This window comes from Citromicrobium bathyomarinum (genome assembly GCF_038594605.1).
Lineage (GTDB): Bacteria > Pseudomonadota > Alphaproteobacteria > Sphingomonadales > Sphingomonadaceae > Alteriqipengyuania > Alteriqipengyuania bathyomarina_B.
Genome location: NZ_JBCFZM010000001.1, coordinates 223210 through 245197, shown reverse-complemented (window position 1 = coordinate 245197; position 21988 = coordinate 223210). Strand labels below are relative to the sequence as shown.

The following is a 21988-nucleotide window of genomic DNA, read 5'->3' as shown; positions in this document are numbered from 1 at the left end:
ACGCACGCAGGGCCAGCCTTGGCCTAAAGCGGGGCATCCAGAAGCGCATGCAGCAGCGGGTTCGGAAAACGCCGCGCCAGCGTTACCGCGAAGAAGGTTTCGCTGAGGCGGGGAAACTGCTCGACCTCGACCAAGCGCCCGCTCTGCAATTCGTCCTTCACCACGATCGGCGGGACGACCGCGAGCCCGGCCCCCTCGCGAGCGAGCAGGCGGATCATCGCCATATCATCAACCTCCGCCGCGATCCGCGGGCGGATCGCAAGCCGCGCGAACAGCGCGTCGATCCCCGAACGGATACTGCTCTCGATGGTTGGCAGGATAAGCGGCTCGCGCACGAACAATTGCTCGACATCCGCGTCGCGTCCGATCCGGTCGGGCGTGCCTATCAGGCTGACCGGCTGCTCCGCGATTGCATGCGAGATCCACGGTGTCGCGGCGTCGCGCGGCGGCGAAATATTGGAGAGTACGAGATCCAGCCGGTGCGCTTCGAGGCTTTGTAGCAGATCGCCGAGCGCACCCGAGCGGATGATAACCTCGACATCCTCGCGGCCAAGCAACGGGCGCAGGAGCGCGATCTGGAAGTTCCGCGAAAGCGTGGCCTGCGATCCGACGCGCAGAATTTGTCGACGCCCGCTCGCCTGTTCGCCCAGCGTGTTCACCAGTTCTTCGCCCGTCGCGAAAATCGCGTCCGCATGGTCGAGTGCGATGCGCCCCGCCTCGGTCAGGAACAGCGACCGCCCCCTCCGCTCGAACAAGGGCTGCCCGAGCCGCTGCTCCAGCTGGCGGATCTGGGTCGACACAGCCGACTGCGACACGTTCAGCCGTTCGGACGCGCGGGTCAGGTTTCCCTCGTGCGCCACGACATGAAAATAGCGAAGGTGGTGATAGTTCAAGTCGGCCATATCGTTCTTCTAAACAGAACGAAATCTGCTGAACAATGTATTTTTCCTCACGCAGTAGGACTCGTAAGCGCCTCGGCAGCTTGAAACGGTCTCGGAGGAACCGTCTTTGCCCAACGATCTCTTGCCCCTGCTCGCGCCTGCGGTTCTTTTGACAGCTTCGGTGGCAGCGTTTCTCTCGCCCGGACCTCGGCCCCGAGGAATCCCACGGCTTGTCGAAGGCGCTGGGTTCACGGCCTTCACACTGTCCCTCGGATCGGCGGCCGTGCTGATCGCAAAGGGTGCGCATACCTCGCCGCTGATCGGCGTGGAGGGCTTCGGCCTCTCGACGCGGATCGATGTGGTGAGCGTGACGATGCTGGTGCTGGTCGCATTCGTCGGCTGGATCGTATTGCGCTATTCACGCTCCTACCTCGACGGCGAAGCCCGGCAGGGAGCCTTCCTTGGCTGGATGGCGGCGACACTCGGCGCGGTACTTCTGCTGGTGCAGGCCGGCAATCTCGCTCATTTCGTCCTCGCGTGGATTGCGACCAGCCTCTGCCTTCATCGGCTGCTGCTGTTCTTCGGCAGCCGTCCGCAAGCCATCCGTGCAGCGCGCAAGAAGTTCATCGTGGCGCGGGTGGGCGATGCAGCGCTGATTGGCGCCGCGGTGCTGCTGTTCGCAAGCTTCGGCACGCTCGACATCGCAACCATCCTGAGCGCGGCGCGCAACGAAATGACGCCCGGCGGCGCGCTCTGGGCCAGCGGGCTGCTCGCCATCGCTGCCATTGTGAAATCGGCGCAATTCCCGATCCATGGCTGGCTTACCGAGGTCATGGAGACCCCGACGCCAGTTTCGGCCCTCCTGCATGCAGGCGTCATCAACGGCGGGGGCTTTCTGCTCGTTCGCTTTGCCGACGTCATGCTGCTCAACCCGGGCGTGCTGGCTGCATTGGTCGTGATCGGAGGGTTTACCGCTTTGTTCGCAGGGCTGGCGATGCTTGCGCAATCGGCGGTGAAGAATTCGCTCGCCTGGTCCACCATCGGGCAGATGGGCTTCATGATCATGCAGTGCGGGCTGGCCCTCTTCCCACTGGCGCTGCTGCACATCGTAGCCCACTCGCTGTACAAGGCGCACGCCTTCCTGGCGTCGGGAACCGCGGTCGACCTGGTGGCGTCGATCAAGCGTCCAGGGCCAATCGCAATCCCCGACGGATGGGCGGTGCTGCGCGCCTTTGCGTTGGCGCTCGCGATTTACGCGGCCATCGGGCTGGGTTTCGGGTTCGAGACGAAATCGCCGCAGGCGATCGTGCTTGGCGCGATCCTGATCCTCGGCGTTGCCTATCTCCTGACGCAAGGCCTCGCCGACGCGGCTCCGCGGATGCTGACTCGCTACACTGCGCTCTACGCCGTTGCCGCATCGGTCAGCTATTTCGGCCTGCAAACCGCCGTGGAGTGGATGACAGCCGACACGCTGCCGCAAACTCCCGCTCCGGGCCCGCTCGAATGGGCGTTTCTGGTTCTGGCGGTACTCAGCTTCGGCATCGTCGCCTTCGCCCAGTCGATGTTCCCGCTGTGGTCGAGCCATCCGGCGGCTGCGGGTCTGCGCGTGCACCTCGCGAACGGCCTCTACGCGAATGCGGTGTTCGACCGACTGATCGGCAACTGGTCCACCCGGCGCCCGTCCTGACCTTCCAGATTTTCCGATTTTGCAAAGGTAATTTCATGCTCTCGATCATCGAAAACGCGCCCGTCAGCGCCGCAGCGCTGAGCCACGCCGCAAGCGCGGCGGCACGGCAGATCCCGCCGATGTGGCCGCTCGCATCCTCTGTCGCGGTCAATCCTTTCCTGGGCCAGGCCGAAGCCACCCTAGCGGCGACGGGGGCAAGGCTTGCCCGCTTCGGCGACATTCCGGTGACGATGTCCCGCGAGTACTACCGCGCCCGGATCGAGGCGGGCGAGATCACCGATCCGGATCTCACCGCTGCACTTCATGCGTCGCCCCATGCGGAACGCCCGCCAAGCCTCGCGGCGCTCAAGGCGGCAATTACGCAGGAGAGAGTGGCGAATGCGCCCCTCTCAACCCTCGCCGATCATGCGCGCGGGGCAAGCTCCATCGATTGGCCGGGGCTGATCGCCGAGAGAATAGGCGCGTGGGCAGGCGGCTATTTCGACAATGGACAGGCATTGTGGGCGGCACCGCGCGGTCGGTCGGCCTGGGCTGCCTGGAAAGCCTATGCAACGCACGACCTGTCGCCGGAAATCATGGGGCTGAAAGGATATGCCGCGTTTGTCAACGTAGCGCCCGAGTGCGCAGAGGACGCGATCGCGCGGGCCGTCGAACGGATCGGCTTGGGCCCGGATGGTGCCGAAAGCTACTTCCACCAGCTGCTGCTCTCGCTTGGCGGTTGGGCGCAGTTCGCGCGTTACCAATTGTGGCGGGCAGAACTGGCCGACGGCACCGACTCCACAATCACCGACCTGCTGGCGATCCGCCTCGTGTGGGATGAGGCGCTCTTCCTGCAATACGAGGGAGCGATAGGCCCGGAATGGTGCGCGACAATGCGCGCCCACGCGCGACCGACGCAGCCCGACGCCGCCGCAATCGTCGATGAAATTCTGCAGGAGGCGAGCGAACGCGCCGCCCAGCGCGACCTTGGCGAGACACTCGCGACGCCGCAGCCGAATAGCGGCGGCGATGCACGCCCCCGGCTTCAGGCGGCCTTCTGCATCGATGTGCGATCAGAAGTTTTCCGGCGCGCGCTCGAAGCGGTCGATCCGTCAATCCGCACTCTGGGCTTCGCGGGCTTCTTCGGCATTTCCGCAAAGCACCGGCGGTTCGCCTCCGATGTCGATGAGCTGCGGCTGCCGGTGCTGCTGAATCCCACGATCGCATCGTGTTCGGGCGGACCGCAGGACGCGGCGGCAGATCTCGCGGCGCGCTACCGCGCACGCGCGAAACGTGCGTGGGGCCGGTTCAAGCTGGCTGCCGTCTCGTCCTTCGCTTTCGTCGAGGCAATGGGTCCGGTGTACGTCGGGAAATTGCTGCGCGATGCGCTCGGCCTGCAATCCGCAACTGTGCCTGACGATCCAGCGCCGCGCTTCGTGCCCGAGCTCGACCTTCAGACCCGTATCGATTCGGCTGAAACCGTCCTTCGCGCCATGTCGCTGACCGATGGCTTTGCGCGGCTGGTACTGCTGGCTGGCCACGGAGCGCACGTGGTCAACAATCCTCACGCGAGCGGGCTTCAATGCGGTGCCTGCGGCGGCTATTCGGGCGACGTAAACGCGCGCCTCCTGGCGCAGCTGCTGAATGATCGCACGGTGCGCGCGGGGCTGGCGGAGCGCAACATCGCGATCCCCGAAGACACCGTGTTCGTGGGCGCGCTTCACGACACGGCGACAGATCGCGTCACACTGTACGACCGCGATATCGACACTGCCGATCATTTTGCGGACCTGTCGCAGGCCCGCGCGTGGCTCGCCGCTGCGGGCAAGGTGACGCGCGGAGAGCGCGCACTTCGCCTGCCCCGGGCAGACAGCGAAAGCGACGTGGCGCCGCGCGCACGCGACTGGGCGGAGCTTCGCCCCGAATGGGCGCTTGCCGGATGCGAAGCCTTCATCGCCGCACCGCGCCACCGCACCTCGGGACGCAGCCTCGAGGGACGTGCCTTCCTGCACGATTACGACTGGCACCAGGACAGCGAGCGCGGCTTCGGCGTGCTCGAACTGATCATGACGGCACCGGTCGTGGTCGCAAGCTGGATCAGCCTGCAATATTACGGCTCGACCGTCGCGCCCGAGACCTTCGGTTCCGGCAACAAGCTGCTGCACAATGTGGTTGGCGGCGTCGGTGTGCTCGAAGGGAACGGCGGTATCATGCGTGGCGGCCTGCCCTGGCAGTCGGTCCATGACGGAGAAGACTATATCCACGAGCCGCTGCGCCTCTCGGTCTGTATCGAGGCGCCGTGCGACGCGATGACGGATGTTCTCGCGCGTCACAAGGAAGTCCGCGCCTTGTTCGATAATCGTTGGCTACACCTCCTCGCAATGGACGAGAACGGCCGGCTTGCATCCCGCTACGTCGGCGATCTGGCATGGGAAGCGGTGAACGATGACGGTCGGCCTGACCGTAAGCGGTAACGGCACCGCCGGGAGGTAGGCGACTGCCTTCCCATCAAGTTGTTATTGACATGCATTCGCAGTTCAACCAATGCGCCTGCTCAACGTCATCAAGCAGCTCTTCCGATGGATCAGGTGGTCGAACACTCGAAACTCCCGAGGCGCAAACCGCGCCGCTGGCTCTCGCCCTTCTGGATGCGCCAGTTTCATACCTGGCACTGGATGAGCAGTGCGATCTGTCTTGTCGGGATGATCCTGTTTGCGATCACCGGCATCACGCTGAACCACGCCGGTTCGATCGAGGCGAGCCCGACCGTCCGTACGCACGAGGCGACGCTGCCTGCCGATCTTCTGTCGCAGCTTCGCGCCGCGCCTCGAGGCGAGCCTGCCGACGCCCCCAAGGACTGGCTGGAACGCGAATTCGATATCGAGCTCGACGGGCGGGCCAGCGAATGGACCGAAAGCGAGCTTTACGTGCCACTGCCCCGTGCTGGCGGCGATGGCTGGATCGCGGTCGATCTCGATAGCGGCGCGGCGGAACTGGAAGACACGGATCGCGGGGCAATCGCCTTTCTCAACGATCTCCACAAGGGCCGCGACACCGGCACGGCGTGGTCCTGGTTCATCGACATTTTCGCAGGCGCCTGCGTCGTCTTCTGCGTGACCGGGCTGCTGCTGTTGCAAATTCATGCACGCAAGCGCCCGTCGACGTGGCCCATCGTGGGGGCGGGGTTCATCATCCCGCTGCTCCTCATCGTCTTCCTGATGCACTGATTTTCCGACCCGAGGATACGCTCATGCGCAAAACAAAATGGCTCGCCATACCCGCCACTTTCGTGGTCGCCGGCTCCCCCGCCCTCGCTGGCGAGATGCAGGTACAGATCGAGATTCCGAAGCTTCGTGTGGCGGAATACCACAACCCATACGTCGCGATCTGGATCGAGAATGCCGATGGCAAGGCGGTCGCCAATCTCGACGTCTGGTACGATACGGACCTGCGCGGCGACGATCCGCGCAAGTGGCTGCCCGACATGCGGACCTGGTGGCGCCGCGCGGGCCGCTCCACCGAGATGCCCGCGAACGGCATCAGCGGGCCGACCCAGGCGCCTGGCAACTACACCCTGCGGTTTCGTGAAGGAACCCGGCCGCTGCCCCGGCTGGCCGCAGGTTCCTATGTCTTGCGCGTAGAGGCCGCCCGCGAGGTTGGCGGACGCGAACTGGTCAGCATCCCGTTCCAGTGGCCCCCGAAAAAACCGATGGCCGGCACGAAGTCCGGCTCGAAAGAGCTCGGCTCCGTGCGCCTTTCGATCAAGCCCTGATCCCGACACCAACCAGACAGGAAATCCGCCATGTTTGCCAAGCCTTCCATGATCGCCGCGACCCTCGCGCTCGGCCTTTCGACCCTTATGCCTACCACGGCCGAAGCGCATCGTCGCTGGCTGCTGCCTTCCTCCACGGTGATGGCGGGCGAGGAAGAAACGATCACCGTCGACGCGGCTGCATCGAACGGCCTGTTCATCTTCGAACATCGCCCTCTGGGGCTCGACGATCTGGTCGTCACCGGGCCCGATGGCCAGCCGGTCGAAGCTAACATCATTGGCAGCGGTGCCTATCGCAGCGTCTTCGATGTCGCGCTCAAACAGCAGGGCACCTATCGCGTCGCGCTGGCCAGCGATGGCATGATGGGTTTCTACGAGTTCGACGGCGAACGGCGGCGCTGGCGTGGTTCGCGTGAGGAAGCGGCCACCGCCATTCCCGAAGGCGCGACCAATGTCCGCATGAGCGAAGTCAGCTCGCGCACCGAAACCTTCGTGACGCTGGGCGCGCCGAACGACACCGCGCTGGCCCCGACCAATGTCGGCATTGAGATGATCCCGGTCACCCACCCGAACGATCTTGTCGCGGGCGAGGCGGCGCAGATGAAGTTCCTGCTGGATGGCGAACCGGCCGCAGGGCTCGAGCTGGAATTCGTCGCCGGCGGCACGCGCTATCGCGACGAGCCGGGCATCCAGACCCTGACCACCGATGCCGATGGCATGGTGACGCTGAACGCGGACGAGCCGGGGATGTACTACCTCGAAGCCTCGGCAGGTCGCGGCGAATACGAAGCGGGCAACGCACGCCGCATGTCCTACACCGCCGTGCTCGAATTCATGCCGCTTTGAACTCTGAGGCTGCACGAAACGAAGCGGACGCGACACTCGATTTACTGTTGCCGCCGGGCGAGCCGGTTTGCACCCTCGCGCCGGCGGATGCGCGCACGGTCACACTGTCGGGCTCCACGATGGGGACCGGATGGTCGCTTCATGCGCTCGCCCCGGAGGCTTTGGAGGTCGGGAGGATCGAGGCTGCTCTCGGGCGATGCTTCGAGAGCGTAATCGCGCAGATGAGCCAGTGGCGCGAGGATTCGCAGATCAGCCGCTTCAATGCGGGCGCGGCGGGCAGCCGCCACGCGATTGGCCCGCAATTTCGACAGGTTCTCGACTGTGCGTTCGCGATCCAGCGCGCCAGCCGTGGCGCGTTCGATCCGCTGCTGGGAGCGCAGAGCAACGCCTGGGGTTTTGGGCCTCAGGCCATCGGCGACGCGGATCCATCGGGCGAGCGCGCCCCGCATTTCGACGCTTCGTCGATCCAAGGCGAGGCGCGCGATACGATCGTCCAGCCGGGCGGAGCGACGCTGGACCTGTCGGGCATCGCCAAGGGCTTTGCGGTCGATATGGGAGTGGCCGCGCTGATGCGGCTCGGGATCGAACACATGCTGCTCGACATCGGCGGAGAATCGAAAGCAATCGGCCTGCGGGCCGATGCCCTGCCCTGGTGGATCGACCTTGCAGCGCCGCCCGGATCGGCAGCAGGTCGCACGCGGATCGGCCTGACGGGCTGGGCCCTCGCCACATCCGGGCACTGGGAGCGGCGGCGCGCCCTGGGTGGGCGTTCATGGTCGCACACGCTCGATCCCGTCGGCGGCACGCCAACAAACGACGCACTCTCGGCCAGCGTGCTCCATCCCGGCTGTATGCAAGCCGATGCGCTGGCGACCGCGCTGATCGTATTGGGAATGGATGAAGGCATCGCCTTCGCGGACCGGCACAGCCTGCCCGCGCGGATCGTAGGGCCGCAGCGCGTGGCCGAAAGCGCCGCATGGCGCGCATGGAAACAATAGGAGAGCCGCTATGATGGTTCGGATCGAAAACGTGTTGAGTGCCGAGCAGGTGGCGAACCTGCGCACGATGATCGACGCGGCCGAGTGGGTCGATGGCAACGAAACCTCGGGCCATCAGTCGCGTGGCGCCAAGCGCAACCGCCAATTATCCAAGAGCAGCGAGGTCGCGCAAAAAGCGGGCCGGATCGTGCTCGACGCGCTCGGCAAGGCGCCCGAATTCGTCGCTGCCGCCCTCCCCCTCAAGGTCTTTCCGCCGCTCTTCAACCGATACGAGGGCGGCGAGACGTTCGGCAACCATGTCGACAACTCGATCCGTCGGCTCGATGGCACCGATTTTCGGATTCGCAGCGACCTGTCGGCGACGCTCTTCCTGTGCGATCCCGAGAGTTACGAGGGCGGCGAACTGGTTGTGGAAGACCTGTTCGGCGAACAGCGGGTCAAACTGCCCGCAGGCGACATGGTGCTTTACCCTGCATCGAGCGTCCACCGAGTCACGCCAGTGACGAGCGGCGCGCGCGTCGCGAGCTTTTTCTGGCTGCAAAGCATGGTGCGCGATCCGGTCCAGCGCGAGCAACTCTACCGTCTCGATCGGACGGTCAGGGTTCTCTCGGCAGATCGTGGTCCGCAGGACGAGGCCGTACTTGAGCTGACCAACCTCTACCACAATCTGATGCGTAGCTGGGCGGACTCCTGACGCTTTCAAAGCCTGGATTCCCGCGATATATCATTGCGAATGAGAATAGTTCGCATTTTCATTGACTCGGCCGCCCTGCCCTTTCATAGGCACCGTTCATCACACGGACAGGGAAAAAGCATCCGATCATGAAACGCACCAACGCCGCCCGCAAACCGGCCACCTATCTCGCTCTGGGATGTGTCGGCTTCATCGCAAGCGCGCCTGCCCTCGCAGAGGAAAGCGCGGTGGAAGCCAGCGCGCAGCCCGGCACCGATATCATTGTCTCCGGCGAGCGCGCAGACGAGCTTGAGCTGCAGGAAAGCACCGCTTCGATCCTCGACACGCCTCGGATCGTGAACGTCCTCACCGAAGAGACGCTGGAGCAGACCGCGTCCTACTCCTTCGAGGATGCACTGCAAAACGTCCCCGGGATCACGCTCGGCGCGGGTGAAGGCGGCACCTCGGCTGCCGACATTCCGCTGATCCGCGGCGTCGATGCAACCGCCGACATCTTCGTCGATGGCGCGCGCGACATCGGATCGCAGACGCGCGAGACCTTCGCTGTGGAGCGGATCGAAGTCTTCAAGGGCCCGAGCGGCGCATTTGGCGGGCGCGGCGCGGCTGCTGGCGGAATCAACATCGTCAGCAAGACCGCACGCGAAGGCAATTTCGTTTCGGCAACAGGGTCCATCGGCACATCGGACCTCTACCGGGTAACCGCCGACGTGAACCGGCAGCTAGGCGACAAGTTCGCTGTGCGACTGGTCGGCCTGTTCCACGATTCGAACACCCCGGGCCGGGACGCTGTCTTCAATGATAAGTGGGGCATTTCACCCTCGATCGCCTTCGGCGTGGGCACCGACACCGTTGCCAGCCTGACGCATTATCACTTCGAGAGCGACGGGCTGCCCGACTACGGTATTCCGCTGACCTCGCGTGGCCAGTTGCCCGATGGACGGCGCGTTCCGGCCGATGTCGATTACGACAACTTCTATGGCCTGCTGGCGCGCGATTTCCAGAAGACACGGGTCGACACCACGACCTTCAAGTTCGACCACGATCTGGGCAATGGCTGGAGCGCGTCGGCGCTGATGCGCTATTCCGACAGCGACATGGACTACATCGTCACCAACCCGGACGACAGCGCCGGCAATGTCGCCGACGGTCTCGTGTGGCGCGCGATCAAGAGCCGCAATTCGAACACCGAGACGATGGCCGCGAACGCGAATATCTCCGGCGAGTTTGCAACCGGCAGCATCGAACATAGCCTTTCAATCGGTGCCGAATACAGCTGGGCCGACACTTATAACCTCAATTACAGCGTCGACACCGGCGACCGCAATTGCCCGGCAAACGAAATCGCGGCGTTCAATTGCACCGATCTGCAAAACCCGGACCCCAGCGACCCGTGGAGCGGCTCGATCACGCGGGCGACCACACCCACGCTGGCCAATGCGGAAGACATCAGCGTCTACCTGTTCGATTCGATCACGCTTATCCCGCAGCTGATCCTGAACGGCGGCGTGCGCTATACCGATTACCGGGCCACCGGCTCGGGCGCAGGGCGTGGCGGTAGCTATGCCGGCGCGACCGAAACCGACTTCGTCAGCTGGCAGGCGGGCGCGATCTACAAGCCGGTGCCATCGGTCAGCATCTATGCCTCCTACGCGAATGCGAAGAACCCTCCGGGCACCGACGTGGGCCTCGGATCGGACAATGTTTCCATCCGGGATGATGGCTACAAGCCGCAGGAAACCGAGAATTACGAAATCGGTGCCAAGGCAGAGCTGTTCGGCGGCGCAATGCAGATTTCGGCGGCTGCCTTCCAGGTCGATCGGGGCAACATCCTGCCAATCGATTCGTTCGACACAGGTGATGAGGACATCATCGCTGCAGGCCGGATTCAGGGCTTCGAGCTAGGTGTGACAGGCCGCGCGGGCCCTGTGTCGCTCTTCGGTGGCTATACCTACATCGACAGTCAGGTGCGTCAGGACGAGGCGTCCGAAAACGACGACCCGACCGACGATGCCACCTCGACAGTCGGCAACACGCTGCCCAACACGCCCGAGCACAACCTGACGCTGACGGCCAATGTCGAAATGAGCGAGCGGTTCAGCTTCGGCGGCGGGATCTATCACCAGTCCGGCCGCTTCGCCGATGCGGACAACCTGATTTCGGCCGATGGCTATGTGCGGGGAGACCTGTTCGCGGCGTTCGCATTCAACGACTATGTCGGCTTGCGGCTCAACGTGAAGAACGTGACCGACGAACGTTACGTTCAGAAACTGCGCCGGCCCCACTTCGCGGTGCCTGCCACCGGGCGGCAGGCAATCGTTTCGATAGCGTTCCGATACTAAAAATGAAGTCCGGGCGGGAGCATCCGTTGGCGTATGGCCATTGGATGTCCCCGCCCGGATCAACGGGAAGACGGATGTAGGCTTTGGCCTGCGACTTCGAGAAGCGACGACAGGTCCACAGCCCAGGGGGACCGTCGACCCGGCTACATCGCGAACCTTACCGAGGCCCGCAGCGCGTAACCGATCTGATCGTTGTGTTCCTCGGCGGAGATTTCGCCGGCAACGGTATAGTATTCATCCCCGCCGACGCCGCGCAGCCGCGCGAACCAGCCGCTGGTCCGCTCTTCAGGCGTCAGGACGAAGCTGTCGCCTTCACCAAACCGGGCCCTCGTCGCGCCCAGTTCGCCCGAGAGGATTTCGCGCCACCCGCCTTCGGCTTCGACGCGTAACCAGTTCTTGTCGCCCCTGCGCATGCCGAGCAGGTCGAAGCCCACGGCACTGCCGAGATTGACCGCAAGTTCGTCGCTGGTCCGATCTTCGACCGTCAGGTCGAGCGCGTCCCCACCGCCTGTCTCGGCATATCCATCCTCGCTGAGACGGATGTAATCGAGCGTCACGGACGGCCGGAAGAAGAAGAACTGCGAGCCGGTTTCGATCGACGCGCCGGCGATGAAGCTGGTGGCATTGCCCGACCATTCGCCATCGATAGTGCGCGTAACGGCTTCCTCGCCGCTCATCGCATTGAAATAGCGCCCGCCGTCGAAGTCCACGATGCTGTAGGATCCGCGCGCAAAGCCGGAGAGCGCGCCCCAGTTTCCACGCCAGTAGAGCGCCCCTTCATAGGCATTGGCAACGACGCTGTTGTCGGTCAGCGTATCGTGCCGGTTCCACAGCCAGGTGGCGGTGGCACCGATCGTGCCTGCGACCGTGGAAAGTTCGGCCCCGCCCGAAAAGCCCAGGCCGTCGAGGTCGTATTGGGCGGTTTCGCCCTCGTCCTTGGATGAGTCCCAGCCAGCGAAATCCGCTACGATCCTGAGTCTCTCGTCGCCTTCAACCGGGCCCTTCGGGTCGGCAAGCCTGCGGGCAAAGGTCCGGATGCCCAGGCTAAGCCCGTCGAACGCGCCCCCTGCGTGGTCCGGCAGCGTCTGCGCGACCACCGCGCGAAACGCGTCTGCCCCGGTAATGTCGAGGAATACGCCAGCGACGTCATCGTCTTCGGCAAGGGCGGTGTAGAGTGCGTCGTAGGCACCCGCCTGCGCGCGGTTCAGGCCGAGTTCGGAGGTCGCCTTACGCTCGATATCAACGTTAACGAGACCGGCCGCCTGATCCACGGCCAGCAGCGCGTCGTACATGAACGGAACGAGTGTCATGTCGGATTCAAGGTCATCGGCGCCAGTCAGAGTCCCGGCATCGAGAACGTTGTAGGTTCCTTCCGCCTGCGCGATGTCGGTCAGCCGCAGCTTCAGCTTGGCCCCTTCGGCGAAGCTGGCCTGCCCGGTTACCGTGATTGCGCTGCCCGCCGCAGGGTCTTTGCTGAGCGTGGCGACAACCACGCCGGTCGACCCAACCGCGAGAGAAGAGATGGTGGTGGGCGCACCCAGATCGAGAGTCCCGCCATCGAGCGCGACGGCGACGTTCTCGCTACCGAGCAGCCGCCCCTTGAACAGTGCGTTGTCGCTGAGGGAAAGGTTGCCCGCCCCGCCCGCAAAATCGGCGGTGCCGGCGAAGCTCGAGGTGCCAGACAGGTCGAGTTCATCGGCCTGGCCGCCGAAGCTCGCCTTGCCGCTGAAGCCCGCGTCCCCGGAGAGCACGAAACGGTCGACGCCCGCACCGAAGGAAACGTCCCCGGCAGCGGTCCCGTCGAGCAGCTCGAGCCGGTCGGCTCCGCTGCCGAACAGGATATCCCCCTTGATCGACGGCGCTGCAACGCCGCTACCGACGACCGTCTGGCGAACGGTGGCTCCGGCGCTCACACTCGACAGGTCGATCGCGATATTGCGTCCCGAGCTGGCCTCGGCGCCGCTTGCACTGATCTTTCCGCTGTTCTCGACCAGTTGGAGCGTTCCGCTGCGATCGAGGATCGCGGTCGCCGAGCCTGCGTCCTTGAGCGCGACGGCCTTTATCTCACCGCTGTTGCGCACGTAAGGGAGGTTCGCCCCTGCATCGATCACCACTGCGACCGCACCTGTCGTCTCGCTGCCGCCGCCCGTTGCCGAGATCGTGCCTGCATTGCGCAATTCAGGCGTCGTGGCGCCTGCGCCGAAGCGAATTGCGGTGGCATTGCTGTCCTTCGACGTGGCCGTGACCGATCCGTTGATCGCCATGCCGCCCGCGATCGCGACATCGCCACCGCGACCGCCGATGACCATGCCGTTGCCGTCTACGCCGGCATACACGCCCTGACCCGAAATCGATCCGTCGACGATGATGCCGAAGCCCGTTCCGGTCGCCGGAAGCGCGCCTACCGCGATATCCCGGTTGGCTGCGCCGATGACGACCGCAGGCGCGGCACCATAGGAGGTGATCTTGGCATTGCCTTCCTTGGCGTCCTCGATCCCGTCCTTGTCCTCGTCCGGATCGTCCTTGTCCGCATCTGCCGGTGCAGTGGCGAACCGGATGCCGCCGGTCACGTCGCCTTCGATCAGGATCGCGCTCCCACCCTGGAGCAGATCGTCCGCATCGAGCTTGCTCGTATCGGCGGGCGGAGTGACAAGGCGATAACCGGTCGACGCGATCGTACCCTGCACCACCAGCGTGCCGTCCAGATCGCCTGCAAAACGCGCGGCGACCGTATCCTCGCCCGCCGCAGCTACCGTTCCCGCAAGCCGCACATCGCCAGTGACGTCATGCAGTTCGACACCCACACTTCCATCGCCCACAACGCTCGTCTCGCCATTGTGGACGAAACTGCCGTTCAGGGTCCCGGCCACCATAATGCCTGCCGAGTCATTGCCTTCGACGACGATCTTGCCCGAATTGACGATATCGCCAGTCAGGTTTCCGCGAATCCTGATACCGGCGCGATCGGTGCCCACCGCGAAGGGGCCGTCGATATCCCCGTCGTTGTCCACGTCGGTCGGCGTATAGGTTTCGTCGATCGTGATCGTCCCGCTGTTGACGATGTCCGACTGGCGGTCGCCGATGGTCTCGATCCCACTGGCCCCATCGGCGTTGGAGACGACGATTGCGCCTTCGTTGGTCGCATCATGATTGGAGTCGACCACGATTCCCGAACCGCTCGTCAGTTCGATCGAACCGTTCTCCGTCACTTTCACATCGTCGCCCGCGCCGTTGTTCAGCTGCGAGGTGCGAACCGGCTGGGTGCGCTTTGCTTCGATGGTGGTCTGCGCCGCGAGCGGCGATGCGAGAGCTGCCAGTGCGGTGCCGGCGAGCAGATAGCGATACATGCATTCCTCCGTCTTGGGTTTGACGGGAGGACGGAGCCGCCGCGCGAATGCCTTGACGCCGGGAAGCAAAAAATTCGCAGGGCGTTTTGCCCGGTCGCTAGAATGCGAAGTCGACGCCTACCCGGATAGTGCGCGGGCGCAGCGGAGTTTCTTGCGCGCGGGCCACCGCAAAGGGTGTACCCAGGGCGAAACGATTGCCCTTCACATCGGCAAGGTTCGTCAGGGAAAGCGTGCCGCCCAGCCGCTCGTTGCCGATACGGACGGTCAGGCCGCTGTCGAGGTAATCGCCCTGCAGGTCGCCCAGTTCGGGGCCGATGCCTAGGCGCGACTTGCCGATGTAACTTCCCCAAAGGCGGGCATCGAGTTCAAGATCATGGTTGATCGGCCGGGAATACTCGAGCCCGAGCCGCCCCGAAACCTCGGCAATATTGGGAACGTGCGACGCGCGCCCCGAAAGCAGAATGCTCGAAAGCGGGGGCTCGTCGATCGTGCTGCGATTGACGCTGAGCCCCCCGGTCAGGCGAAGATCGGGAGAGAGAAGCACGCCCCCGCCCGCACTGAGCGTCCAGACCCGGCCATCGCCGATATTCGCGGTGGTCGGCAGGCCGAAGGTGTCGATGAAATCGGCCTGGATGTCGTTCCACCGCGTGTACGACAGGTTGAGCGCCAGGTCGAATGGATCGCGCCCGGGCAGCCCGTGCCGAAGCCCCACTTCGAAGGCCTGCGCATCGTCGCGATCGAAGCGGCGGACGAAGTTGCCCTCGATCGCAAGGCCGCCCGGTCGGAAGCCTTCCTGATAGCGCAGATAAAAGCTGGTTCGCGGTGCCAACTCAGCCACGAGCGATGCCGAAGGCAAGAAAGCGGACTGGTGCCTACTGACGGTAACCGCCGCCCTCTCGATCGCGAGGGCGAGCGAGACATCCTCACCCGCGCCCCCCAGCCGCACCAGCGAGTAACGCCCCCCCAGCGTGGCGATCAGATTGTCGCGCAACCGGTAGGAGCCTTCGGCATAGACCGTGCCCTCCGCCACGGTGTTGAGCACTCCGGTGGTGGCAGAGCGCAGCGAGGACGATTGCAGGCTCCGGTTCAGTTCGGTCCTGTTGTCCACCAGACTCACCCCCGCGACCCATCCGAACCTCTCCCCGATCGGCTGCCACAAACGCGTTTCGTGAGCGATCATGCGTGTCCGGTTGCGCTGTACGAAAACCCGGTCGCTGAGCGCATCGGTCGTGGCATCGTAACGTTCTTCGAGGGTCTGGCTGGCGACGGCGGTGGACGAGCGCAGGCGTACCGAACCGATGTGGCCATCGACGACGAACTGGCCGTGCACGTAGTCCGCCACCGATCCTTCGCGAACCCGCGCCGCGCTGTCATAGCCCGCTTGATTGCGCGCCGCGTATTGGCTGTCCTGCGCATTGGTGGTCTGGCCAAGTCCGACGAGATCGATGGTCCAGTCAGGTGCGACACGGACGCGAAGGGTCGCCCTGCCCGACAGGATCGACGTTCGGTTAACGTCGGTCCGGTCGAGAAACGGCTTGTCGATATAGCCGCCCTCGCTCGCTGCATCGAAGCTCACGCGCAGCGCAGCCGTGTCCGTCACCAGTGGGAGGTTGGCAATCAGCCCGAGATCGACGCTGCCTTCGCCATGCTGGGTCAGCCCCCCGCCCAGAGCGCCATTGGCAAAGGTGCTGTCGAGCTCGGGCTTGTTCGGCACCAGCCTGATGATCCCACCGAGCGAACCTGCCCCGTACAGCGTGCCTTGCGGTCCTTCCAGAACCTCCACGCGTTCAAGGTCGGACAGCCGCAGGTCCGGATCGGGCGCATTATAGCTCAGCCTGATGTCGCCAAGATATTGCCCCACCGTCGCCTGCGTAGGCCCGGTGAAACTGGAATCCGCGATACCCCTGATAAACAGTTTGTTGCGGCCGCTCCCGAGGTACGTCGAGGAGACCGTCGCGAGCCGCTGGGTGATCTTCTCGGTCCCTCCGACGCCGCCAAGCGAAAGCTCGTCGCCATCGATCATCGAAACCTGGGCGGGCAGATCCTTCAGCGGCAGATCGCGCTTGCTCGCGGTTACGACGATCACAGGCGGAGGGGCCGCGGGCAATGGACTCGGCGCAGGTGCGGGGGCCGGTTTGCTCGCAGGCGTCGCAGACCTCGTGGATCGACGTGAACGGACTGCGCGCGCGGGCAGCGGATCGAGCCGCCACGCGGTCGAACTCACACGAACCGCGCGGGCATTTGCTTGGCGGGCCAGCCGTCGAACCGCTTCCGCTGCGGACATGGTGCCCTGAATGCGAGCAACCCGTCGTGTCGCGAGAGCGGAGCCGTTGACGACGATGCTCGCTCCGGTCTGGCGGGCAAGCGCGATGGCGGAATCGCCGAGTGTTCCGGCAGGCACATCGATGCGCCGATCCTGCGCGCTCGCAGGATAGGACGCGCCTGCTACGACTGCTGCCACCGGGGCCATAACCAAGAAAGTCAACGCCCGCATCGTCAGCTTCCGTCGAGAACCCAGATCTCACCATCGCGGCGCACCGCGATTCCAAGCAGCGGGCCGATCGCTCCCGGATCCTGCCGCAGTGGCTCCGTGGTCACACTGCCGGAGATCGAGCGATCGCCACCACCGGTCCGGGCGACGCGATAGTCGATACCCGTCGCTCGCGAAAGATCGCCAGCCACATCGGCCAGCGGGGCGTCGCGGAACGTCAATCGGCCCTCGCGCCACTCACCAACCTGCTCGATCGGTACGCTCTTCATCCGGTAGGTCCCCGCGCTCCGATCGAAGCTTAGCACTTGTCCCGGATCGATGCGTGCGGCTGGACCATCCGGGTTATAGATCACCGCCCCTTCGGCGACGCCGACGTCGACGCTTGCTGCACGGATATTCACGTCGAACACGGTGCCCGCGTCGACGAGCGTGGCATCGCCCACCGCAAGACGGAAAGGATCGGCTTCGTCGTGACGAATGTCGAACAGGGCACGCCCGCCTTCAAGGCGAGCCTGCCTCGGGTCGTCGCCATCGACGACGAGTTTGGTACCGCCCGACAGGGTGATGGTGCTCCCTTCGCCGAGCGCAATCGTTCGGGTCTCTCCCGGCGCGATGTCATAGGTGAGATCGGCAGTGGCGCCCGGCCATAGCCACAGTGCCGCCACCGCAACGAGACATGCGGCGAAGGCCGGCGCGAACCAGCGGCGGAGCGAAGGTCCATCCTCCTCGTCCAACCGGTCCTCGTCATTGGCGGGCATTGAACCGAGCACGGCTGCCCCCGCTTCCGCAGCGCTCAGGGCACGGTCGTAAGCCTCGGCATTGCCGGGCGATGCTTCGAGCCAGTCGGTAAACGCTGACCAGTCGTCGAAGTCGGGCTCCGCCGTTCGCACCGCCCACATCGCGGCTTCTTCCATGGATTGCTGATCAAGCGTCATTCGAGAATGCTCCTGGCAGCATGACGGAGTCCTCGCCACTATTCCTCATCCAGCTGCTCCCTGAGTTCGATCAGAGCCTTGTAGACCTGCCTCAGATCGCTCTCGACCGTACTGATGCTGACCCCGAACTCCTCGGCGATGACACGCTGGGCGACACCGTCGATCCTGCTTCGACGGAAGATGCTCGTCGCTCTGGGAGGCAGCTGGGCGAGCGCCTCTTCCACCCGCTGGGCGAGCTGCCTGCCTGCCACCACCCGCTCGGCCGAGGGACTGTCGGAAACCCCGATCGCGGTGCCGGCATGACCTTCACTCCAGGCCGCGTCGCGCAATTGTGCCTGCCGTGCGGCGCGATAGCGGTCGATCATCGACGCGTTGGCGGCACGGTAAAGGTAGGCGAGCGGGGAGGCGACCGGTCCGGTACGCGCCCGCGATATTTTCAGCCAGACGTCTTGCAGCACGTCCTCTGCATCCTCCCCCGCTCCACGCGCACGAAGAAAGCGCAGAAGAGTCTCCCGGTTGGCCAGGAAAACGGCCTCCAGTCCGTCTTGAGATTCGCCAGAGTGTGACACTGCCGCTTCTTACTCGCTCGCGCCCGCGATTAAACGGGGGAGATTCCTTCGCAGGGCGACAACCCCATTGTGCATGCTTGCGCAAACGGCAGTTCATTCACCAGTCGGGGCAGCCAGTATGAGCGGCCGATGAGGCGCAGATCGTCGAGATCTGGCCCACAGAACGGCCCCCTCCAGACCATTATTGGAAATGAACCTCGCTGCGCTGTCGGGCATCGATCTTCTCAGCCTGGACTATCGTCTCGCACCTGAATCGCCCCTTCCGATCGCGATCGAACAGGCCGAGGACGCGCTTTCGTGGCTCTCGGGGCAGGCTGAAGCACTGCGGCTTGCCCCGGGCAAGCTGGCGGTGATGGGTGACAGCGCGGGCGGCAATCTCGCCGCCGTACTGGCACGGCGTTCAGCGATTTCGTGTCGCCACGAGCTCGCTTGTCAGGTGCTGCTCGATCCGATGACGGACGTGGTCTGCCCGGCCCAGCGCTTTGTCTCGCGCGTCGATTATGGCGGCGGCGATCTGTTCCTCGAAAAAGCCGCGATTCAGGCCGCGGCGATCGCATATACCGCGAACCATGCTGCGCTCCGCTCGGATCAGGATATCTCGCCGCTGGCGGCGCCGGTGCCCGAAGTACGCATCTGGAGGGTGAGCAAACGATCCATGCGTTTCTGTGCTTCGGCGAGCTGGATGTTGCACACAAGCACCGGGAGAAGATCGGTGCTTACCTTCGCGACATCTTCTTTGCGACAGACACATAAACCTGAGCGTATTGCCGGATCTATGGGAAAGTTCACTCGCCGGAGAACGGACTCCGGCTTATAGCAAGGGCATAGTCCCATGTTCGGTAGCCAACTCGCCCAGCCGAAGGCCTCATTGATCGGCGCTACTGCCGCCACCCAATAGCCTGACCAGCACGTCTGCAAGCGCATCGCTATTGGAATCGTAGGCTCCGCTGAGCGCTTCCAGCGCAACCGATTCCCGTTCGGTTTCGAAGACAACCGCCGTGATCACCGGAGTGGGGTTCTTGGGAAAGGGGATCGTCACGCTCGTCGAGATATGGCGCAGCATATTCTCGTTATAGACGTAGCCTTCCTGCAGATTGCCAAGATCGATCCGCAAGGGCGAGGTCAGCGAAATATTGGCATCGGGCTCGCCCGCGCCCACGACCGACTGGTCCGCGAACTGGACCAGCAAGACGACCCTTTTGCGGCCACTTCCCGCCTTCGGGGCCGCGCGGCCATAAGTCACCTTCGTGGCCTTGAAGGCAATATGAAGGGACTTCGAACCGTCCGATCCCTGAGCAGGCTGCGCCGAAGACTCGAGGACTTCTAGCGTCATGTTCCCCTCAAGCTTGAACGCGGGCGTTGCGTACGGGGCTCCCGATCCGCTCGTGGCACTGCGTTCTACCGTGAATATCCCTTCGGTCACGCCGTCATCTAGTCCGCAACCAGCCTCGACCTCCCCTGTCGCAGCGTAAACCGCGCTTCGGTCTTCCTGCATCTGCTTCAGGAGTTTCTTGCCCAAGCTGATGACGAAGTCTGCCGCAACGCCCGGAATTACCGCTGGGACGGCGGCGTGCGATTTGGGTCCTTTCGCACATCGAAAGCTAGCCGATTGAACTTCGATATAAGCGGGCTCGGCGCTGGGCGGCGTGAGGACGAAAGGTGCGGTCAGCTGCCTTCCCCCTCCACATCCGGCCAGCACACTGAGCATCGCGACCGAGGCGAGCAGCTTGGTGCCCGTTGGCACCTTCGAACAATCAGATCGCATCTCGATCCTCCTCACATCACACCGGCAAAACGAAGAAACTTCTCGAAACTGTCGATCGGGCTGCCACCAAGGCCCGCATCGGACGGGACCCAGCTTGCCGCTTTCCCCGTTCCACGATGCAGGATCGAGTTCTTGTCCTGAAGCAACAGGCCGATCAGAACCTCGGCGACCAAGGTGCTGCCCATGGGGCCGAGGGTCTTGCCACCGGCGCGCAATTCCGCCTCCAGCAGGATGTATAGCCACAGGGGCGTATCCTCGAGGTAGCCGAGATCCGCGAGCAGGTCATTTCCGAACCCGCGCAGTTCCTTGTCAGAGAGCGGTACCGCATCGACTTCGGCTTGCACGCTTTGGGCCGTCGGAATGTTGAGCACATAGGATCGCCGCAGGTTGCGAACCGGCAAGACCCTGAGGGCATCTATCATGACGTCCAGCCGGTCCAGCCCATCGGCAAGCGACGTGTCCGTCGGCCGCGCAGTGCGCGCATCGTCATCCGCAACAAGGAAGTTCGACCAGTCGATCACCCAGACCTTTGGCAACTTCGCGTTTTCTGCGAATGCCGAATTCTCTCCTCCGGTGAAGGCGAACATTTCGCGCAAGGTCGCAGGTCCCAGTCGGCCATCAGGCCCGAAATTGGCGTTGAAGACATATTCCGGCCGGATCATCGAATGCCCGAAGCGGAACGCGGCGACGCTGAATTCGAACGGGATCTGGCCCGCTCCGGACCCGACGAACGCGCGGTACCGCGCTGCACCGCTTTGCCAGACGGTTTCGAGCGCCTGCCGGTCGCAGATTCCGGGCAGATAGACATTGGCGACGAGCCATTGGTAGTGCAGCGTCGTCAGGTCGCGGGCGCGTGCGAATTTCTGATCGGGATCGAGATGGGGTTCGGCCGCGTCCAGATGGTCCATCACCGCATTGTGGAACCGCAGGAACGCGAGATGCAGCTGCGCCACAATCAGGTTTTCGTCGTTGCGTCCATCCGCGACAAATGCCGTCGACGCGAAGATATCGACATCGTCGATGCGGTCAGGGGCGACGGCTTTGAACCGTGGCAGGTCTTCGGGTGTGCCCTGATCGGTCTCGCCAATCCGCATTCGCGCGCCGTCGCGCAGCAGCTCTTCGCGATCCGACTGGTCGCCATAGACACTGTCGAGGCTGAGGGTCGGGTTCCGCCCGTTCCTGATGTTCGCCTTTACGTGCGCGCGATCGTTGAGAACGAGCTTCCCATCGTCGGGAGCGACCGAAAAATCGGGAAGGCTCGCCGGATCGGTATCGGTATTGAGCGTAATGTCGTGATCGATAAATTGACCGAAGTAGGTGAGAATGGCGGGCTGGCCGCTGGGCCCCATCATCTGCCCGCTATCGCTGATCATCGCCGCGCCCAGCCGCTCAAGCTTGTCGAACGCATCCGGGTCTTCGGCCAGCCCGCTACCGCGGAACATATAGCCGAACTCGCTCGCTGGGCCCGGTGCAACGAATCCTTGGTCGAGCTTGGGCGGCATGATCTCGTATTCGCCGTTCGATTTGCTGCGCGTGATCCCGTCGCGATCAATTGCGACGATCCTGCCGTGTCCGGTTGGTATGAGCATTGAAGTCTCCCATTGCGAGCCAGTGTGGTCGCTCTGGGATGCAGCAAGCCACGTTCGGCTTGCGTGAAGCGGCAGTCTGGGAAACGTGAAAACGTC

At 64.1% G+C, this 21988-nt stretch carries 16 protein-coding genes; 9 read left to right on the top strand and 7 right to left on the bottom strand.

The window, feature by feature from the left end; all coding sequences use genetic code 11:
• Positions 1–23: 23 nt before the first annotated feature.
• Positions 24–902, bottom strand: a complete 879-nt coding sequence (locus AAG612_RS01100; RefSeq protein ID WP_342506387.1) for a LysR family transcriptional regulator — start codon at positions 900–902, stop codon at positions 24–26.
• A 262-nt stretch (positions 903–1164) separates the two neighbouring features.
• Here AAG612_RS01100 and AAG612_RS01095 point away from each other — a divergent pair, with 262 nt between their 5' ends.
• From AAG612_RS01095 to AAG612_RS01060, 8 genes are all read left to right on the top strand, one after another.
• Entirely contained in the window at positions 1165–2568 is a 1404-nt protein-coding gene (locus AAG612_RS01095; protein WP_342506384.1) for a proton-conducting transporter transmembrane domain-containing protein, read from the top strand.
• Positions 2569–2603: 35 nt separating this feature from the next.
• A complete protein-coding gene (locus AAG612_RS01090) occupies positions 2604–5021 on the top strand; it encodes a YbcC family protein (RefSeq protein ID WP_342506382.1) in 2418 nt (805 codons plus the stop codon).
• 105 nt (positions 5022–5126) lie between these two features.
• The gene (locus AAG612_RS01085; RefSeq protein WP_342506378.1) at positions 5127–5774 is read left to right on the top strand and encodes a PepSY-associated TM helix domain-containing protein; all 648 of its coding nucleotides are present in this window, start codon (positions 5127–5129) and stop codon (positions 5772–5774) included.
• A 23-nt stretch (positions 5775–5797) separates the two neighbouring features.
• Positions 5798–6319 (top strand): DUF2271 domain-containing protein, encoded by a 522-nt coding sequence (locus AAG612_RS01080; protein ID WP_342506374.1) that lies wholly within the window; start codon positions 5798–5800, stop codon positions 6317–6319.
• Positions 6320–6367: 48 nt separating this feature from the next.
• Positions 6368–7165, top strand: coding sequence for a DUF4198 domain-containing protein (locus AAG612_RS01075; protein ID WP_342506373.1), 798 nt, complete (start codon positions 6368–6370; stop codon positions 7163–7165).
• Entirely contained in the window at positions 7162–8163 is a 1002-nt protein-coding gene (locus AAG612_RS01070; protein ID WP_342506370.1) for an FAD:protein FMN transferase, read from the top strand. The genes AAG612_RS01075 and AAG612_RS01070 overlap by 4 nt, the downstream gene beginning before the upstream one ends.
• Positions 8164–8173: 10 nt before the next feature.
• A complete protein-coding gene (locus tag AAG612_RS01065) occupies positions 8174–8857 on the top strand; it encodes a Fe2+-dependent dioxygenase (protein WP_342506368.1) in 684 nt (227 codons plus the stop codon).
• Positions 8858–8985: 128 nt separating this feature from the next.
• Positions 8986–11196, top strand: coding sequence for a TonB-dependent receptor (locus AAG612_RS01060; RefSeq protein WP_342506365.1), 2211 nt, complete (start codon positions 8986–8988; stop codon positions 11194–11196).
• A gap of 143 nt (positions 11197–11339) precedes the next feature.
• Here the strand turns inward: AAG612_RS01060 and AAG612_RS01055 are convergent, their stop codons facing one another.
• The 4 genes from AAG612_RS01055 to AAG612_RS01040 all read right to left on the bottom strand — a co-directional run bounded on the left by AAG612_RS01055 (position 11340) and on the right by AAG612_RS01040 (position 18538).
• Positions 11340–14543 (bottom strand): autotransporter outer membrane beta-barrel domain-containing protein, encoded by a 3204-nt coding sequence (locus AAG612_RS01055; protein ID WP_342506363.1) that lies wholly within the window; start codon positions 14541–14543, stop codon positions 11340–11342.
• A gap of 97 nt (positions 14544–14640) precedes the next feature.
• On the bottom strand, positions 14641–17037 hold the full coding sequence (locus tag AAG612_RS01050) for a TonB-dependent receptor (protein WP_342506361.1): 2397 nt from the start codon (positions 17035–17037) through the stop codon (positions 14641–14643).
• A gap of 2 nt (positions 17038–17039) precedes the next feature.
• Complete coding sequence (locus AAG612_RS01045) at positions 17040–17969, bottom strand: FecR family protein (RefSeq protein WP_342506359.1); 930 nt, start codon at positions 17967–17969, stop codon at positions 17040–17042.
• Positions 17970–18007: 38 nt separating this feature from the next.
• Complete coding sequence (locus AAG612_RS01040) at positions 18008–18538, bottom strand: RNA polymerase sigma factor (RefSeq protein ID WP_342506357.1); 531 nt, start codon at positions 18536–18538, stop codon at positions 18008–18010.
• Positions 18539–18728: 190 nt separating this feature from the next.
• On the opposite strand from AAG612_RS01040, the gene AAG612_RS01035 reads away from it, so the two are divergent.
• Positions 18729–19355, top strand: coding sequence for an alpha/beta hydrolase (locus AAG612_RS01035; RefSeq protein ID WP_342506355.1), 627 nt, complete (start codon positions 18729–18731; stop codon positions 19353–19355).
• 48 nt (positions 19356–19403) lie between these two features.
• On the opposite strand, the gene AAG612_RS01030 is transcribed toward AAG612_RS01035, so the two are convergent.
• Both AAG612_RS01030 and AAG612_RS01025 read right to left on the bottom strand, forming a co-directional pair.
• Positions 19404–20246 (bottom strand): hypothetical protein, encoded by an 843-nt coding sequence (locus AAG612_RS01030; RefSeq protein WP_342506353.1) that lies wholly within the window; start codon positions 20244–20246, stop codon positions 19404–19406.
• Between the two features lie 68 nt (positions 20247–20314).
• Entirely contained in the window at positions 20315–21892 is a 1578-nt protein-coding gene (locus AAG612_RS01025) for a peroxidase family protein (protein WP_342506351.1), read from the bottom strand.
• Between the last annotated feature and the right edge of the window lie 96 nt (positions 21893–21988).

Bases quoted from the DNA above. Each gene is read 5' to 3' on its own strand.
- AAG612_RS01100 (WP_342506387.1), bottom strand. From the start codon at position 902: ATGGCCGACTTGAACTATCACCACCTTCGCTATTTTCATGTCGTGGCG.
- AAG612_RS01090 (WP_342506382.1), top strand. From the start codon at position 2,604: ATGCTCTCGATCATCGAAAACGCGCCCGTCAGCGCCGCAGCGCTGAGC.
- AAG612_RS01085 (WP_342506378.1), top strand. From the start codon at position 5,127: ATGGATCAGGTGGTCGAACACTCGAAACTCCCGAGGCGCAAACCGCGC.
- AAG612_RS01080 (WP_342506374.1), top strand. From the start codon at position 5,798: ATGCGCAAAACAAAATGGCTCGCCATACCCGCCACTTTCGTGGTCGCC.
- AAG612_RS01075 (WP_342506373.1), top strand. From the start codon at position 6,368: ATGATCGCCGCGACCCTCGCGCTCGGCCTTTCGACCCTTATGCCTACC.
- AAG612_RS01065 (WP_342506368.1), top strand. From the start codon at position 8,174: ATGATGGTTCGGATCGAAAACGTGTTGAGTGCCGAGCAGGTGGCGAAC.
- AAG612_RS01060 (WP_342506365.1), top strand. From the start codon at position 8,986: ATGAAACGCACCAACGCCGCCCGCAAACCGGCCACCTATCTCGCTCTG.
- AAG612_RS01055 (WP_342506363.1), bottom strand. From the start codon at position 14,543: ATGTATCGCTATCTGCTCGCCGGCACCGCACTGGCAGCTCTCGCATCG.
- AAG612_RS01050 (WP_342506361.1), bottom strand. From the start codon at position 17,037: ATGCGGGCGTTGACTTTCTTGGTTATGGCCCCGGTGGCAGCAGTCGTA.
- AAG612_RS01045 (WP_342506359.1), bottom strand. From the start codon at position 17,969: ATGACGCTTGATCAGCAATCCATGGAAGAAGCCGCGATGTGGGCGGTG.
- AAG612_RS01035 (WP_342506355.1), top strand. From the start codon at position 18,729: ATGAACCTCGCTGCGCTGTCGGGCATCGATCTTCTCAGCCTGGACTAT.
- AAG612_RS01030 (WP_342506353.1), bottom strand. From the start codon at position 20,246: ATGCTCAGTGTGCTGGCCGGATGTGGAGGGGGAAGGCAGCTGACCGCA.
- AAG612_RS01025 (WP_342506351.1), bottom strand. From the start codon at position 21,892: ATGCTCATACCAACCGGACACGGCAGGATCGTCGCAATTGATCGCGAC.